The sequence below is a fragment of the Tepidisphaeraceae bacterium genome, from assembly GCA_035998445.1.
In the GTDB taxonomy this organism is placed as follows: Bacteria; Planctomycetota; Phycisphaerae; order Tepidisphaerales; family Tepidisphaeraceae; genus DASYHQ01.
In genome coordinates this window covers 39,280-54,657 of sequence record DASYHQ010000055.1, presented here as the reverse complement: position 1 = coordinate 54,657, position 15,378 = coordinate 39,280, and the positions used below count along the sequence as shown (strand labels likewise).

The 15,378-nt window shown below is 63.7% G+C and carries 14 protein-coding genes; 4 read left to right on the top strand and 10 right to left on the bottom strand.

Annotation, left to right across the window (positions count from 1 at the left end; translation table 11 throughout):
• The first annotated feature begins 96 nt into the window (after positions 1–96).
• Positions 97–423, top strand: a complete 327-nt coding sequence (locus VGN72_21115; protein ID HEV7301850.1) for a Rieske (2Fe-2S) protein — start codon at positions 97–99, stop codon at positions 421–423.
• 77 nt (positions 424–500) lie between these two features.
• A complete protein-coding gene (locus tag VGN72_21110) occupies positions 501–1,691 on the top strand; it encodes a M20 family metallopeptidase (protein ID HEV7301849.1) in 1,191 nt (396 codons plus the stop codon).
• 936 nt (positions 1,692–2,627) lie between these two features.
• Here VGN72_21110 and VGN72_21105 read toward each other — a convergent pair.
• The 5 genes from VGN72_21105 to folP form a co-directional block, all read right to left on the bottom strand.
• Positions 2,628–2,885, bottom strand: coding sequence for a hypothetical protein (locus VGN72_21105; protein HEV7301848.1), 258 nt, complete (start codon positions 2,883–2,885; stop codon positions 2,628–2,630).
• 817 nt (positions 2,886–3,702) lie between these two features.
• Positions 3,703–4,971 (bottom strand): glutamate-5-semialdehyde dehydrogenase, encoded by a 1,269-nt coding sequence (locus VGN72_21100; protein HEV7301847.1) that lies wholly within the window; start codon positions 4,969–4,971, stop codon positions 3,703–3,705.
• Positions 4,972–5,125: 154 nt separating this feature from the next.
• Positions 5,126–6,235 (bottom strand): hypothetical protein, encoded by a 1,110-nt coding sequence (locus VGN72_21095; protein HEV7301846.1) that lies wholly within the window; start codon positions 6,233–6,235, stop codon positions 5,126–5,128.
• Between the two features lie 46 nt (positions 6,236–6,281).
• Positions 6,282–7,136, bottom strand: a complete 855-nt coding sequence (gene cdaA / locus VGN72_21090; protein ID HEV7301845.1) for a diadenylate cyclase CdaA — start codon at positions 7,134–7,136, stop codon at positions 6,282–6,284.
• Positions 7,137–7,354: 218 nt separating this feature from the next.
• Positions 7,355–8,233, bottom strand: a complete 879-nt coding sequence (folP, locus tag VGN72_21085) for a dihydropteroate synthase (GenBank protein ID HEV7301844.1) — start codon at positions 8,231–8,233, stop codon at positions 7,355–7,357.
• A 41-nt stretch (positions 8,234–8,274) separates the two neighbouring features.
• Between folP and VGN72_21080 the strand changes: the two genes are divergently transcribed.
• Positions 8,275–8,481, top strand: a complete 207-nt coding sequence (locus tag VGN72_21080; GenBank protein ID HEV7301843.1) for a hypothetical protein — start codon at positions 8,275–8,277, stop codon at positions 8,479–8,481.
• Here VGN72_21080 and VGN72_21075 read toward each other — a convergent pair.
• The 4 genes from VGN72_21075 to VGN72_21060 form a co-directional block, all read right to left on the bottom strand.
• Entirely contained in the window at positions 8,470–8,919 is a 450-nt protein-coding gene (locus tag VGN72_21075) for a GNAT family N-acetyltransferase (GenBank protein HEV7301842.1), read from the bottom strand. The two genes, VGN72_21080 and VGN72_21075, sit on opposite strands and share 12 nt — an antisense overlap.
• Positions 8,920–9,307: 388 nt before the next feature.
• Positions 9,308–11,371 carry an ATP-dependent zinc metalloprotease FtsH gene (gene ftsH, locus VGN72_21070; protein HEV7301841.1) on the bottom strand — a complete coding sequence of 688 codons (2,064 nt, stop codon included), beginning with the start codon at positions 11,369–11,371 and terminating at the stop codon, positions 9,308–9,310.
• A gap of 613 nt (positions 11,372–11,984) precedes the next feature.
• Positions 11,985–13,103 (bottom strand): aminotransferase class I/II-fold pyridoxal phosphate-dependent enzyme, encoded by a 1,119-nt coding sequence (locus VGN72_21065; protein ID HEV7301840.1) that lies wholly within the window; start codon positions 13,101–13,103, stop codon positions 11,985–11,987.
• Between the two features lie 329 nt (positions 13,104–13,432).
• Complete coding sequence (locus VGN72_21060; protein ID HEV7301839.1) at positions 13,433–13,744, bottom strand: small basic protein; 312 nt, start codon at positions 13,742–13,744, stop codon at positions 13,433–13,435.
• Positions 13,745–13,973: 229 nt separating this feature from the next.
• Between VGN72_21060 and VGN72_21055 the strand changes: the two genes are divergently transcribed.
• The gene (locus VGN72_21055; protein HEV7301838.1) at positions 13,974–14,717 is read left to right on the top strand and encodes a hypothetical protein; all 744 of its coding nucleotides are present in this window, start codon (positions 13,974–13,976) and stop codon (positions 14,715–14,717) included.
• Between the two features lie 73 nt (positions 14,718–14,790).
• On the opposite strand, the gene VGN72_21050 is transcribed toward VGN72_21055, so the two are convergent.
• Entirely contained in the window at positions 14,791–15,267 is a 477-nt protein-coding gene (locus VGN72_21050) for a hypothetical protein (GenBank protein HEV7301837.1), read from the bottom strand.
• Positions 15,268–15,378: the final 111 nt, after the last annotated feature.

Genomic DNA, 15,378 nt, shown 5'->3' with positions numbered 1-15,378 from the left:
TAGTTTGCAAAGATACGCGCCAAAACGCAAACCGTTGAACCTGCTGTTTTTCCGACCGGCTTGCCTGTGGGTGGGGATATGCCGTAGGCTCCGGTCATGGCATGGGTGTCACTATGCGACGTCGACGAGGTGCCGGCCGGCGAGGGGAAGTACGTCGAGATCGACGGTTTTCAGCTGGCCGTCTTCGTGCAGGATGGCAAACCGTTCGTGATGGACAACGCCTGCCCGCACGCCGGTGGGGCAATGTCGGCCGGTTATATCGATGCCGGTTGTGCCGTCTGCCCGTGGCACGGTTGGGCGTTCAAGCTGGATGATGGTGAGCTTCGGAATTCACCGATGGTGACGATTCCGACGTATAAAACACGGCTATTCGAGCGGCCGGGGCGACCAGCGCTGATACAGGCGGAACTGCCGATGGCGTAAGGGGAAGCAGGCGTATGACCGCGGCGGCCGCGGGATGATATTTTTCTGACGGTGAGTCTGCTGCGAGAGGTTTGCCGATGACGACCGACACCCTGTTCACCTCTGCGGTCCAGCACGCGGTCGAGCTGCGCCATCAACTGCATCGCATTCCGGAACTGGGCTATCAGGAATTCAAAACCGCCACTGCGATTCGGGCGGAGCTGGATCGGCTGAACATCCACCACGTCGACGGTGTGCCCGAGGCGGAGACGGCGACGATCGCGTGGTTCGGTGACACCGCCAAGCCGTGCGTCGCGCTGCGGGCCGACATCGATGCGCTGCCGATCGTCGAACGGACCGGCGTTCCTTACGCCAGCATCCACGAGGGGCGAATGCACGCCTGCGGGCACGATGGTCACACCGCGACGCTGCTCGGCGCGGCTGCCGTCCTGAAGTCGCGCGAGCACGAACTGCCGGTCTGCGTGAAGCTCATCTTTCAACCGGCCGAAGAGGGCGGCGGTGGGGGTGAGGTGCTTTGCGATGCAGGTGTGTTGGACGGTCGCATCGGCCCGAAGGTGACCGCAATCTTCGGGCTGCACGGTTGGCCGGGGCTGCCGGTGGGTACGGTCGCGACGAAGCCGGGCCCGTTGCTGGCGGCGACGGACAACTTCCGCGCGACGTTCGTCGGCCGGGGGTGTCACGGCGCGTTTCCACACCTCGGTCGCGACCCGATCGTCACCGCGTGCGAGGCGGTTCTGAACCTCCAGCAGTTCGTCAGCCGTGAGACCGACCCGGGTGCGTCGGCAGTGGTTACCGTCGGCGTCATCCGCGCAGGTAGCGCCACGAACATCATCCCGGATAGCGCCACCATCCAAGGCACCGCCCGCACGCTGTTGCCCGAGCAGCGCGTTGCGATCGCGCGATCGATCCAACGCCGCTGTCACCACATCGCCGCCGCCAACGACTGCACGCTGCAGTTCGAATGGGCCGAAGGTTACCCACCCACGATCAACGACCCGCAGATGGCCGACTACGTCGCACGCGTCGCGCGAACGACGGTTGGCGCCGCTCACTTCCTGCCCGTCGGCCGGCCGAGCATGGGCGGTGAGGACTTCGCGTACTACCTGCAGCAAGTGCCCGGCTGTTTCTTTCTGATCGGTGTTGAAGCCGTCGAGGCGAAGGTGTCATATCCGCTGCACAACGAGCACTTCAACTTCGCGGATGGCGCGGTGGAAGTCGGGATGCGGATGTTCGTGGACCTCGTCCGCCGGTTCGGTGACGGTCAGTAACTCTCGCGACCGAGTATCGCGCGGCGGCGCTTCTCTTTCTCCTATCCTCTTCTGTAGGACAGGCATTCCTGCCTGTCTCTCCCCCAGTCTTCCTCTCCCCCGTATTCCGTGCCAAAGGCATTCTTGCCTGTGTCTCTTCTGCCTTCCCTTTCCCGGCGGGATGGACATTCTTGTCTGTTTCTCTTTACGCGTTGCGCTTTCATAAATGCAACAGAGACGCGAAGGCGCGAAGCAGGACGCGAAGTAGGGCGAAAAAATCAGGGGCCCCCGTGTCATGACGGCGGTTTGGGTAAGGCAAAACGCGAAACCGGGCACCATTATGCACCATTGTGCAACATCGGGTGGGGAGAATGGGGTGCGACATGTAACGCGCGTCGGCTATTCGGTTGTCAAAGAACACGCTATCCATCTCCACGGATGCGCTGCGCAGAAGACCCGGGTTCGGCGCAACACCATCCGCATTTCTTCGCGTCCGCCTTCGTGTCCTTCGCGCCTTCGCGTCTCTGCCTCTTCACCGTCGCGGCTCCGCGGCTTGGCGGACAAGAATGTCCGTCCCACGAAAAGGAGAGACAGAAAGAGACACAGGCAAGAATGCCTGTGCCACAGAAGAAAAAAGAATACGGGGGGAGAAGCAGACGGGGGAAAGACAGGCAGGAATGCCTGTCCTACAGAAGAGCGACGGCGGGGCGCAGGGGTGGCGGTCCCGTAGAATCACAGGATGCGGACGATCGGTCAGTTTGGGGATCGAGAACCTTGGGCTGGCGGACGAAACTCTGTCGCCTCCCGCGCACTTGTCATCCCGATCGGAGCCTCAGGCGACCAGAGGGATCTCAATCGATGGCAGTTCTCGGCCGGGGGAGATCCCTCAGGTCGGCAATCCTCCCGTCGGGATGACACGTCCCTGATCAACGCAGCGTGGGTTTCGTCCGCCAGCCTTTAGGCGCTCAGGCCGTTGCCGGTCGCGGGGGCGGTCGTGTCCTGCACCCACCACGCGGGGACGGATTCGACCGACGCGTGCGTGTTGATGCCGAGCCACGCGGCGCACACGGCGACGGCGTGCCGGGCCTGGTGCGGCGTGTCGAAGACGCGCTCGATGCCGGCGTGGTTACGCGGGTTGCGCCACGCGTTGAGGAAGTTGCCGACCGTGTAGAGGTTCAAAACGTGTTGCAACGGCAGCGCGATCTCCGATCGCATGACGTCGCTTAAGGGAAGATCCAGAATTGGATTTCGTGCCATGATACGAAATGCCCCGACGAACCCGCACGCCGCGCCGTAGCGATGATCGCAGTGTTGCCCGCTGCGATCGGTCGACAATGCAAGCCAGTCAATTTTCGGGGAGGGGGAGCCGAGCAAGGCGGTCACCGCCCCGAAGCCCATTCGAATATAAACCAGCCACTTCTTGCATCCCTGCAGTGGCCGGCCAGCCCATTGTCACTCTCGGCAATGAAAATCACCTCAAGTGACAGGGATAGGATATGGCGCAGATTACCTATGTCAACAAAATTTCAGATCGGTGACAGGAAGGGAGGGAGACTCGGAATCCCAAGCCCCAATGCCAAACAAACCCCAGGCACCGAATCTCAAAGATGACCTTCGTGCATCCTTCGTGTCTTTGCGGCTTTGTGGTTCTGCTCGGTCATCTGGGGCCGAGAAACCCATGCGATCGAATGAGATTGACGCGACCCTGCCACTGATCGTCATCCTAAGAGGGTGTTAAGAACGGTGCCGGGTCCGCTCCGACCGTAGCATGGGCGTCCCGCCCATGGAGCCGCGGTACCCCGCGGTGTCGGACGGTACGCCGTCCGAGGAACGAGCGCTAGCGATCTTCAAGTCCATTGGTGCTGGCAAATCCTTCGCTGGCGCGATTGCTGTTTCGGATGGTGTACCATCCGACGTGTCGGTGTACCGACACCATGGGCGAGACGCCCATGCTACGGTGAAGACCGGACGCGGCCGTGTTCGTTAGGATGACGGTGTTTGAACGGGATGACTCACACCAGGGATGAGTCTCTTACCGCACATGACCTTCGCCGGTGACGACCCACTTGTAGGTCGTCAGGTCGTTGGCGCCCATCGGGCCGCGGGCGTGGAGTTTGTCGGTGCTGATGCCGATTTCGGCGCCCAGGCCGTACTCGCCACCGTCGGCGAAGCGGGTGCTGGCGTTGACCATGACGCTGGCGCTGTCGACCTGCTGGACGAACCGCTGGGCGGCCGACAGGTCGGTGGTGAGGATGGCATCGGTGTGGTGGCTGCCGTGCTCGTTGATGTGGGCGATGGCGTCGTCCATGCTGTCGACGATCTTTGTGCTGACGATGAACGCCAGGTATTCCGTGTCCCAGTCCTCGCTGGTCGTGGGCTTGGCGTCCTTCCAGAGTTGCCGCGAGCGGTCGTCGCCGCGCACTTCAACGCCTTTGGCGGCCAGGTCCGCGCAGACCTTCGGCAGTAGTTCGGCAGCGACGTCCTTGTGGAACAGCAGGTGCTCGACGGCGTTGCAGACCGCGCCACCGGGGTAGCTGGTCTTGGAGTTCACGCAAACGTCGCGCACGAGCTTTTCGGACTGCCGGGCGGCGATGTCGACGTAAATGTGGCAGTTGCCGGTGTAGTGCTTCAGCACGGGAATGGTCGAATCTTTTACGACGGCGCGTATGAGGTTCTCACCGCCGCGTGGGATGACCAGGTCGATGTACTTGTCGAGCTTCAATAGCTGCGGCACGAGCGCGCGGTCGGTCGATTCCACCAGTTGGACGGCCGCCGGATCGATGCCGGCCTTATCGAGCGCGGCAGCGATGATGGCGGTGATCGCCTTGTTCGAGTGGAACGCCTCTTTGCCACCACGCAGGATGATCGCGTTGCCGCTCTTGATGCAAAGGGCGGCCGCGTCGCTCGTCACGTTTGGGCGGCTTTCGTAGAAGAACAGCACGACGCCCAGTGGCACGCGCACCTTCGTGATGCGCAGCCCGTTGGGCCGGTTGAACCCCTCAATCACCTGCCCGACCGGATCGACCTGGGCGGCGATCTCCTCGACGCCCTTGGCCATCGATTCGACCTTCTTGTCGTCCAGCAGCAGGCGCTTCACCAGCGCCGGCGCCAGATCGGCGGCCTCGGCGGCGGCGAAGTCCTTGGCGTTGGCCTCGATCAGCGCTGCCTTCGACGCGCGCAGCGCCGCCGCCATCGCGGTAAGGGCGGCGACCTTCGCGTCGCCGTTCAGCGTCGCCAACTGCGCCGCGGCCCGGCGGGCGGACTTTCCGAGAGTTTGCACGTAGGTCTGAGCGTCGTCCATGTCCCCCGATTGTATACCGATCGGCCGTGGAAGCTAAGAGGCGTGCCTATTCGTGGGCCCTCTGCAGTTCGAAATCAACCTCACCTAACCTCTCCCGGAGTACCGGGAGAGGGACCGGAGGGGAGCTCTGCGACTTGGCTGCGAGATGGCTAAGCTACGGCACGACGGGGATGGGTTCTAACCTGAAGGTCACCTTCTGCTGCTTGTTCTGAACGTTCACGCCGGGCGGCATGTCGAAGCGCACCTCGCGTTCGATGACGTCCTTGTTGATGTCTTCCGGCAGCACGTCGAGGATCGCCTTGGGGCGAAGGTCGGTGTTGTTGGCTTCGATCGCTTTGATGATGTCTTCCGGGCCCGTCACCACCACGTCCCGAATGAACTCGAAGTCCGGCGAAATGCGGGCGACGTACTTACCCTGAAGTACCGGCGGGTAGAGCGCCCAGACCGGCACCGACGAAATCTTGAACTCGCGTTCCGCGTTGCGCACGTTCACGTGGGCCGTGACGCGCTGGGGGTCGATGGTGATGCTCGGCACGTCGCGCATGCCCACGATGGAAACCGGCACGTCCGTCAACGTCTTGGCGCCGGGCGTGCGGATGGCGTCGAACCGTCCCAGTTCGGCGACGGCGGTCAGGGGGTTGTCGGCGGCGGCTTGGTCCTTCACCGATTGCGGCAGCGTCACCCTCACGTAGCGCGGCTCAAACTTCGGTGGCGTGATGAAGTTGTCCATGCCTTCCGGTGGGCGGACCTCCAGTTCCACGTCCACCAGTTTGTCCACACGCACCAGCAGCGTCAGGGGTGACTCGTTGGAGATCAGCACGCCGCTGTTCTGGAAGAAGTCGGACTCGCGGATGAGCGACGTCGGGATCTCACGCTGCCCGAGCAGGGTGCTTGGCAGCACGATGACCGGGCCGGGGCCGGCGTCGCTGGGCACCAGGTTGCGCACGACGTTTTCAATCGCCTGCTGCGGGCCTTGCAGCTCGGCCAAGATCGTCTGTTCACCTTCGGGGCGCAGCACGGTGACGACCTGCCGTGCGTCGGACGTGCGGATCTGGAACGGGATGGCCTGCTTGACCGGGGGGCGCACCTGCTCGCGCTCGGCGTACACCCAGATCAGGATCGTGAGCGGCGTGATCCACGCCAGGCTCTTGGTGGTGCTCCAGACCTGCTCGCGCGTGAACCGCGTGCGCGCCCACGAGCGCGCGCTTCGCCGCGCTCGACGGGCGAAGCTGACGGCAGAGGATGGGAGGTCTTGCTTGGCCATGGGGATGACAGGAACGTCGTTACCGCAAATCCGATTCTAAGTCGTCTCAATCCTCGTGCGAAGCCTCGTTGGCGGTCTTCAACTGCGGATCGTCGCTCGTGACGGCCCGGCCGAGCAGGTCGGTCAGCATGCCACGCAGCGCGTCGACCGTGAGCTTGCGGAACAGGATGCCGCGCTCGGCAATGCTGATGTCGCCCGACTCTTCGGAGACGATCATGATGACCGCGTCGCTTTCCTGGCTCATGCCCACCGCGGCGCGGTGGCGGCTGCCGAGGTCCTTTTCCAGATCGCCCGACTCGGCCAACGGGAACTGCACGCCCGCGTACGCGATGCGACCCTGGCTGACGATGACGCCCAGGTCGTGCAGCGGGCTGTTGGGCCAGAAGATCGTGTTCAACAGGTCCGACGACAAATCGGCGTTCAGCTTCGTGCCGCTCTCGGCTATACCACCGAGGCCGACGTCGCGCTCGATCGCGACCAGGGCCCCGATCTTGCGCTTGCTGAGGAACGTCGCCGATTCTACGAGCGCTTCGATCTCCTCGTCCAACTGCTTGCTGAAACCGCGGAACAGGCGCGTCTCGCCGAGGCGCATGAGCGCCCGGCGGAGTTCGGGTTGGAAGACGACGATGACCGCGATCGAGGCGATGCCCAGGAACTGGCGGAAGAGGAAGTCGAGCCGTTCCAGGCCGAACCGCTGGTCGCCGAGCCGCACGACGACGAAGAGGACGATCAGCAGCAGGGCGATGCCCTTGAGCATGCGCGCCCCGCGCGTGCCCCGCAGGAAGCGCAGGATGTAGTAGACGACCGTGCCGATCAGCAGCAGTTCGATGAAGACCGCGCCCCAGCCGTAGTAGCCGACGGAGCGGATGTAGTTCTCGAGGTTGCGGAACAGCTCTTTCATTGCACCCGGGCAGACGATCAGAGGACGGCCGGCGCCACGCAAGGCGCCCGTCGCAAATTTATGATCGGCAAAGTGACGCCGAAATCGTGCGGAATCATAGCCAGCAACGCGAGATAACGCCACGCGGTAAGACGTTTGAACCGGCGCAACGCCCGTTTCCCCCACATGGCCACGGGCTTGCCCGTGGTCTTCGATTCGAAATCGATGGCGTCACGGTCTTATCGATTATCAACGATTTGATCCGCCTGCGCCGGATCGAGGATCGCGCGCACGACACGTACGACCTTCACCATCGCGCCGACGTCGTGCACGCGGACGACCGCGGCACCGTTGGCAATGGCCCAACCGACCGACGCCGCGGTGCCGAAGACGCGGTCGGCGGGGTGGTCGTCACCGGTCAACGTCCCGATAAATTTCTTCCGGCTCGTGCCGACCAGTAACGGATGGCCCAACGCCGCAAGCCTTGGCAGCGCCGCCAGTAGCTGCAGGTTGTGCGTCATCGTCTTCCCGAACCCAATGCCGGGGTCGAGCAGCACATGCTCGACCGGCACACCCGCGTGGATGGCCGCGGTGGCGCGGGCGAGCAGGAACTGCGAAACCTCCGCCACCACGTCCGAATAACTCGGTGACGCCTGCATGTCGGCGGGGGTGCCCTTCATGTGCATCAGGACGATCGGCACCCGCCGCTTGGCCGCCAAATGCAGCATTTGGGGGTCGTCCAGACCGGCGGAGATGTCGTTCAGCACCGTCGCGCCGGCGTCCAGCGCCGCCTGCCCAACCTCGGCCCGCGTTGTGTCGATAGAGAGGGTGACAGGCAGACCGGCCGCCATAATGCCGGCGATGACCGGTGTCACCCGGCGGATCTGCTCGGCTGCGGGCACGGGCTGTGAGCCCGGCCGCGTCGACTCGCCACCGATGTCGATCAGATCGGCGCCGTCGGTGACCATCTGCGCCGCGGTGGCGATGGCGATCGTAGGGTCGGCGTAGCGGCCCCCGTCGCTGAAGCTGTCGGGCGTCACGTTCAGCACGCCCATCACCAGTGGGCGACGCGGGCCGTTCGAACAGCGCAGCCAGGATGGAAATGCGTCCGGTTTCAACCTTACACGCGTGTTAACGTTTCGTTAAGATCGGATTGACCATGATGGATCGGCTTCGCGAACTGTTGTTTCCCCTGACCGTGCTCGCCATCGTTGGCAGCGTCTACGCCATGGCGATGGCCCGGTCGGGTGAGGCCGAGGTCGAGCGTCACCTCCGCCCGTCGTCCGACCGACCGATGGTCGCTGCGCAACCGGTCGAGGCACCCGCGGCGACGTTGCATGCCGAGCAGGCGTCGCTACTCGATTAGGTTCTTCTCGAAGACGATCAAATTGTCGGCGTGCGTCGAGTCCCACCGTACGCCGACGATGTCGTACCCCATCGTTATCGCGAAGTGCGTGAACTCCCGCTGATGGTTCATGCACTCGCAGCGCACGTACTCGTACCCGTGATCCTTCGCCCACGCCTGCTGCGCTTCCTGCAACTGCCGGCCGATGCCCTTTCGGCGGAAGTCGGGCGCGACGGCGCCCAGCCAGTGATAAAACATGCCCGGCTTCAGCTCAAAGCCGATCCAGAACCCCACCGGCCGATCGTCGACGCGGGCAATCAGCGTCAGCGGGTTGTAGCGACCCATGAACCGCCGTTTGAAGAAGTCCAACTCGCGCTTCGGGCGAAACACGGAGTTGTAAAGCTCCACCGCCTGCGGCAGCAGCTTGTCGTCTGCGATGATGATGTCGGCCTGGGCCAATGCAGTCTTCCTTTTCTCTTGAGCGCAACCGCATTGTAGCGAAAACGGGGGCGGAATCATCTGCGCGAGTCGTGGGATGTGGGAGTCGAGGGAGGCCTTCGGAGGTCCGGCGGCTGCGAGGCTCAAGCAGACTGTCACTTCGAACGCAGACTTAAAGCTGGCGGACGAAACTCTGTCTGTCCCCTCGCGCCCGGTTGTCATCCCGAAGGGAGCCTCAGGCGACCTGAGGGAGCTCGAACTTCGGACGGTTCGCGGCCGTGGGGATCCCTCAGGTCGCTACCGCTCCCTTCGGGATGACAACTGGTCGGTGGCGAGCCTCGCTAACGAAAAAGGGACGAACGTTGCCGTTCGTCCCAGTACCTGTCATTCAAGAGTTGCCAACCTGCTATCAACCAGGGCTCGGCAGCGGACCGCCACCCAAGCCCGGGTTGATGTCCGGGGCGGCGTCGGTGGGGCCGGGTTGAATCACTGTGCCGCGGCGGCCTTCCATCTCGAGCAAATCGGAGACGGTCGGCTTGGTCAGGTTGTCGCCACGCATGATGCGGTCGACGTCGTTCGTGTCCAGCGTCTCGTAGCGGACCAACGCCTTGGCCAACGCGTCGACGCGGTCGCGATTCGCTTCGATCATCACGCGCGTCTCTTCGTACAGCGTGTCGATCAATTTCTTGACCTCTTCGTCAATCTGCTTGGCGACCTCTTCGCTGTACTCACGGTTGCCGCCGAACTCACCGAACATGGACGGCTTGCTGTCGTCGTCACCGTAGTAGACGAAGCCCAGGCGGTCGTTCATGCCCCAGTCACGCACCATTCGGCGGGCGACGCCGGTGGCCTGGCGAATGTCACCGATTGCGCCGGTGTTGATGTCGCCACAGAATAGCTGCTCGGCAATGCGGCCGGCGAAGCAGACCTTCATGAAGGCAAGGCACCACTTCTTGCTGTAGCTGGTGCGGTCCTTCTCGGGCAGCGCCATCGTCGCGCCACCGTAGTTGCCGCGCGGGATGATCGTGACCTTGTGAATCGGATCGGAATCCGGACGCAGCAAATGCTGGATGACGGCGTGGCCGGCCTCGTGATACGCGGTGGCGACCTTGTCCTTCTCGTCGATCACGCGGCTCTTCTTGGCCCGGCCCCAGCGCACCTTGTCGCGGGCCTCTTCCATGTCGTCCTGCTCGATGTATTCCTTGCCCGCTAGCGTCGCGCCCAGCGCGGCTTCGTTGATGATGGCGGCCAGGTCCGCGCCACTGAAGCCGGGCGTGGCCTTGGCCAAGCGGGCCAGATCGGTCTGCGGCCCAAGCTTTACCTTGCGGCTGTGAACCTTCAGGATTTCCAGGCGGCCCTTCACGTCGGGCAGTGGAACCGTCACCTGGCGGTCGAAACGACCTGGGCGAGTGAGGGCGGGGTCGAGCACGTCCACGCGGTTGGTGCTGGCGACGAGGATGACCTGATCGTTCGTATCGAAGCCGTCCATCTCGACGAGGATCGCGTTCAGCGTCTGCTCGCGCTCATCGTGACCACCGCTGCTAAACCCACTGCCACGGCGACGGCCGACGGCGTCGATTTCGTCCAGGAAGATGATGCACGGCGAGTTGTCTTTCGCCTGCTTGAACAAGTCGCGCACGCGGCTGGCGCCCACGCCGACGAACATCTCGACGAAGTCCGAACCACTGATGCTGAAGAACGGCACGTCCGCCTCGCCGGCGATCGCCTTGGCGAGCAGGGTTTTACCGGTGCCGGGCTCGCCTACGAGCATGACGCCGCGCGGGATGCGGCCACCGAGACGCTGGAACTTCTTCGGGTTCTTCAGGAACTCGACGATCTCCATCACCTCGTCCTTGGCCTCCTCAATGCCGGCCACGTCGTCGAAGGTGACGTTCGTGTGTTCCTTGCTGGTGATCTTGTGCTTGCTGCGCCCGAAGTTGCCGAGCATTCCACCGGCGCCACCGTTGCTGCGCAACTGGCGGAAGACGAAGAACCAGATAAAGAGCAGGATCAACAGCCAGGGGATCATGTTGATGAGCAGGTTCACGAGGAACGTGTCGGGGTTCCGCGCCTTCACCTGCGTCGCCGCTCCGGCCTTGTCCAAGATGTACTGCGAGAACTGCCACGACGTCGAGACGCCCTGCGGCACTGCGGTCTGGAAGAACTCGACGTCTTCGATCTGCGTCGAGCCGGCCAACTGCACCTTGATCGGCGTGACGAACTGACCGCGGACGATGTCGCCTTCGATCTCGACGACCTTCACGTTGCCGCTGACCAACGCTTGATTGAACTGGCTGAGGTCGACGGCCTTGTGCTTGTTGTCGCTCTTGTTGACGAGGACCACGAACATGATGCCCAGCGCGATGAACAGGAACCACCCAAAGAGCCCGCGGAACTTAAGTCCGGCGGGGGTGGTGCCGGGACGACCCGGCTTGCGCGGTGGCTGTTGACGATCGGGGCGTTGCTCGGACATAGATTGGTCTTCCTTAAGTCCCGCACGGCAAGTCGTTGCGCCAGCCGTGCCTCTCGCCATTAGGCGAACATCCATGATACGGGCATACGCCGGGGAAATTCCACCCCCGAACGTCGCTTTTCAACCGAACTGGAAGCGGATGGGCACGGTGGGGTAGATGCGACCTACTGGGCGAGCGGCTGCCCTTGAGGGAAGCCAGCGGACCGAACCCCTAGCGGGATCATTTACCGGTGTCATCCCGATGGAGGCCTCAAGGCCACCGGACGAACCCCCTTCGTTATCGAGGGACGTGTCATCCCGATGGGAGGCTTGCCGACCTGACCCATCTCTCGCGGCCCAGAACCGCCCGTGATTCGAGATCCCTCAGGTCGCCTGAGGCTCCCATCGGGATGACATTTGCGCGCGAAGCGACATGTTTAGTCCGCCAGTCTTTGGGCTGTCTTCCCGTGGCATGGGCGTCTCGCCCGCGCATGCGGTGGGAACAAGCGACTCTATTGGTGGGGTCTGCTTCGACAGCGCGGCAATGAACCAAGTCAATCGCTTGGCTTCATGACACGCATGGGCGAGACGCCCATGCCACGGTCGGAGCCCGCGAAACACCCAGGAGTCAGCTTCAAGCCAGGCTGCGCAGGATCTCGCAGCCCTGTTTCAGCCGATCGTCCGTCGTCGCGTAGCTGATGCGGAAGTGGGTGTCGCGGTCGCTGAAAACGTTGCCGGGGATGATCAGGACGTTGTTCTCGATTGCCTTGGCGACGAACTCGCTGGCGGTCACACCGGCGGGGGCTTTGGGGAAGATGTAGAATGCGCCGCCCGGCCGTTCGACCTCGAACTTGCCCGAGAGCATGTCGTAGGCGATGTCGCGCTTGTGCCGGTAAGCGTCGACGTGCGGCTTCATGTCCACGTCCATCGCCTTCAGTGCCGCCCACTGCAAGGGGCTGGGCGGGCAGACGAACGTGTACTGCTGCAGCTTGGTCATCTGCGAGATGATCTGTTCCGGCCCGGCGGCGTAACCGAGGCGCCAGCCGGTCATCGCGTGGCTCTTGGAAAAGCCGCGCAGCACCAGCGTGTTCTCGTACGACTTCGCCGGGCTGGGCAGGCCGCGCGTCTGGTCGTACAGGAAGGGCTCGTAGATCTCGTCGGACAGCAGCAGCAAGTCGTGCCGGCGCGCGATCTCGACGGCGGCCCGCACGTCGGTCTCGCTCATCACCGTGCCGGTCGGGTTGCTGGGTGAGTTCAGGATCAACACCTTCGTGCGCGGCGTGATGGTCTTTTCAACCTCGTCGGCGGGGAACGTAAAGCTCGGGTAGCTGTTGACGACCACCGACTTGCCGCCGGCCATCGTCACCAGGTGCTTGTACATGACGAAGTAGGGGTCGAGGAAGACGACCTCGTCGCCGGGGTCTACGATGGCCAGCATCGCCAGCAGCAGGCCACCCGACACGCCACTGGTGATCAGCACGTCCCCCACATCCCGGCCAAACTCGGTCGACAGGTCGGCCCGCAACCGATCGCGCAGTGGGGCGATGCCCTGGGTCTGCGTGTAGCGGTTCTGGCCGCTGCGGATGGCCTCGATGGCGGCGTCTTTGGCGATCTCGGGGACGTCGAAGTCGGGCAGGCCGATCGAGAGGTTGATCGGGTCCTTCATCTTGGCGGCGAGGTCGAAGACCTTGCGGATGCCCGAGGCATCGACACCCATCGCGCGGCGAGAGACAAAGTCGGCTGGGGAACGCATAGACGTTCGCGAGGAACCAACCATTGACGACAGAGGACCGTCCCCACGCTGGCGATGCCAAGCATGGGGACGGTCCTCTGTCTAATTCAATCGTCGGTCCTCGCGCCTTATGTACGCTGGCGGATCACGCGACGCGGGGAGGTCGGGTGACCTCGAAGATGCTCACCGCTGAAGCGGCAAGCCCGGCGTCGGCGAATGGCGCTAGCGAGATAGACGGAGACGGGTGAACAAGTCGAACGGTCGTGTCGCATCGACCGGACCTGCCACTTTTATGGCAAGCAACCGGGCAGCATCGCGCACACCACGCTCAACCCCATAACCCGATCGACCTACTTGCCCTTCTTCGCGGGGGCAGCAGCGGCGCCCTTGGCGCCAGCAGCAGGTGCCGCAGCGGCGGCGGGAGCGGCCTTGCCACCCTTGCCACCCTTGGCGGGGGCTGCGGCCTCATCGCCCTCTGCTTCCTTCTTCACGGCCTTACCGACCGTCTGCTTGCGGTGGCCGACCTTGGGCAGGCCGTAGACCGGCTTGCTCTCGTCCCACTTCTCCGCGTCCTTCAGGATGTCCAGGCGCTCGGCGCGGCTCAGCACGTTACGGTGACGAACCAGCGAGCTGGCGCTCTTCAAACTACGATCCAGCGACATATCAACCTCTATTCAGCAAGATTCAGACCCGCACAAAACGGGCAGGGAATCATACTGTGCCTGCCGTCCCGACACAACTACCTCCGACGATGCCCTCGCGCGAGGGGGCGGCCAATGCTCGGCACCCGGGGGTCGCCACGTCGGTGGCGGCCGCCACGCGATGCGCGCAGCGAGCGGATAATCCATGTGGACCGTTCCCACCCGATCCGCTACAAACCAAGGTAAGCCAATGACATTCCGCGGACGCCTTTTATCGCTTATCGCTCGCCCCTGCGCCGTTTTTCTTACGGTGGGAATCGCCGGTTCGACTGCGGTCGCGCAATCCGCCGCAACCCAACCTGCGACGCAAGCCGCGACGACCGCTCCGGTCGCGGTCGACCGTTCGTCGCCGCGGTCGACGGTTCGCTCGTTTGCGGTGGCGCTGCATCAGGGGGATGCCGATGCGTTGCGCGGCTTGATCTTCAACGGGTCGGAAGTCGATCGGCGGATGGTCGACGCGACGATCGAACTGGCCGTCGCACTGGCAAGCTTTCGGCAGGCGGCGGAAGTGCAATTCGGAAAGGCCGAGGCCGACCTTGCCCTAAACAACCCCGACACCGTCCACGCCGCCGCCCTGGACCGCATCGAGTCCGCCAACGAGCAGATCACCGGCGACACCGCGACCCTCGGCCAACCCAATGAGCCCCCCGTCGTGCTTCGCCGCGCAGCCGACGGCTGGCAGGTGGTGATCGGGACGCTATCGAACGCCGAGAACTCCGGCGCGATCGAAGGCCGAGTGGGTGGCATCACCCGTCAGGCCACGGTGTTGAACGCGCTGGCGGTCGACATTCGGGCCGACCGGCATCGCTCGATGCGCGAGGTGCTGACGCTGCTGCACGGTCAAATGATGAAGGCCGCGGTCGACGCGCCATCGAAACCGCGCGAGACCGACGCGCCCATGGAAGACCCGAGCGTTCCGGTCGATAGAAACTGATCAACAAGCGCGCCGTCGATATTACATCTACGGCTGCTGGCGCACGAGCATTTCCGCCCAACTGCAGGGCCGACTAGCGCTCGGTGCGGTAGTGTCCCTTTTCAGAGCTGATGACGAACCGTTCGACGCAGGCCTTCAGGTCTTCCCACTTCTGGCGGATCTCGTCGGCTTCCTTCGCGTCGATGTGGGAGTCGTGCTCGATTGAACTGGTGACGACATCGAGCAGTTCCGAGAAGTCGCGGACCATGCCGCGCGTCTCGCCGAAGATGGCGGCGTCGATGTCCGGGGCGGTCTGCGGCACCGGGTTGGCGACGTAGAAGCCACCGGCCTCGTTGCAGAGCCAGCGGATCAGGCGGATGTCCTTGGTCAGGTGGTACATGTCGCGGACGCGGTCGAGCGGGTTGCGCGCGCCGGACTGGTCCGGGTCGTCACTGGCCGCCGGTGCCTCGCACCACTTATAGACGAGCGCCGCCGACACCTTCAGTGCCGCCGCCACTGCCTTTACCCCCGGTTCGTCCACCGCCTGCCGAATGACCTCGTGAGATTTCATCGTTAACCGCAAATGATACCCGCTGATCCGCCGGACGCGAAATGGGCAGACCGATGGCGTGAATCGTAAAGCGGGCGACGATTCCGTGAGGTATGTTTGGAGGGTGGCGCG

Bases quoted from the DNA above. Each gene is read 5' to 3' on its own strand.
- VGN72_21115 (HEV7301850.1), top strand. From the start codon at position 97: ATGGCATGGGTGTCACTATGCGACGTCGACGAGGTGCCGGCCGGCGAG.
- VGN72_21110 (HEV7301849.1), top strand. From the start codon at position 501: ATGACGACCGACACCCTGTTCACCTCTGCGGTCCAGCACGCGGTCGAG.
- VGN72_21105 (HEV7301848.1), bottom strand. From the start codon at position 2,885: ATGCGATCGGAGATCGCGCTGCCGTTGCAACACGTTTTGAACCTCTAC.
- VGN72_21100 (HEV7301847.1), bottom strand. From the start codon at position 4,971: ATGGACGACGCTCAGACCTACGTGCAAACTCTCGGAAAGTCCGCCCGC.
- VGN72_21095 (HEV7301846.1), bottom strand. From the start codon at position 6,235: ATGGCCAAGCAAGACCTCCCATCCTCTGCCGTCAGCTTCGCCCGTCGA.
- cdaA (HEV7301845.1), bottom strand. From the start codon at position 7,136: ATGAAAGAGCTGTTCCGCAACCTCGAGAACTACATCCGCTCCGTCGGC.
- VGN72_21080 (HEV7301843.1), top strand. From the start codon at position 8,275: ATGATGGATCGGCTTCGCGAACTGTTGTTTCCCCTGACCGTGCTCGCC.
- ftsH (HEV7301841.1), bottom strand. From the start codon at position 11,371: ATGTCCGAGCAACGCCCCGATCGTCAACAGCCACCGCGCAAGCCGGGT.
- VGN72_21065 (HEV7301840.1), bottom strand. From the start codon at position 13,103: ATGCGTTCCCCAGCCGACTTTGTCTCTCGCCGCGCGATGGGTGTCGAT.
- VGN72_21060 (HEV7301839.1), bottom strand. From the start codon at position 13,744: ATGTCGCTGGATCGTAGTTTGAAGAGCGCCAGCTCGCTGGTTCGTCAC.
- VGN72_21055 (HEV7301838.1), top strand. From the start codon at position 13,974: ATGACATTCCGCGGACGCCTTTTATCGCTTATCGCTCGCCCCTGCGCC.
- VGN72_21050 (HEV7301837.1), bottom strand. From the start codon at position 15,267: ATGAAATCTCACGAGGTCATTCGGCAGGCGGTGGACGAACCGGGGGTA.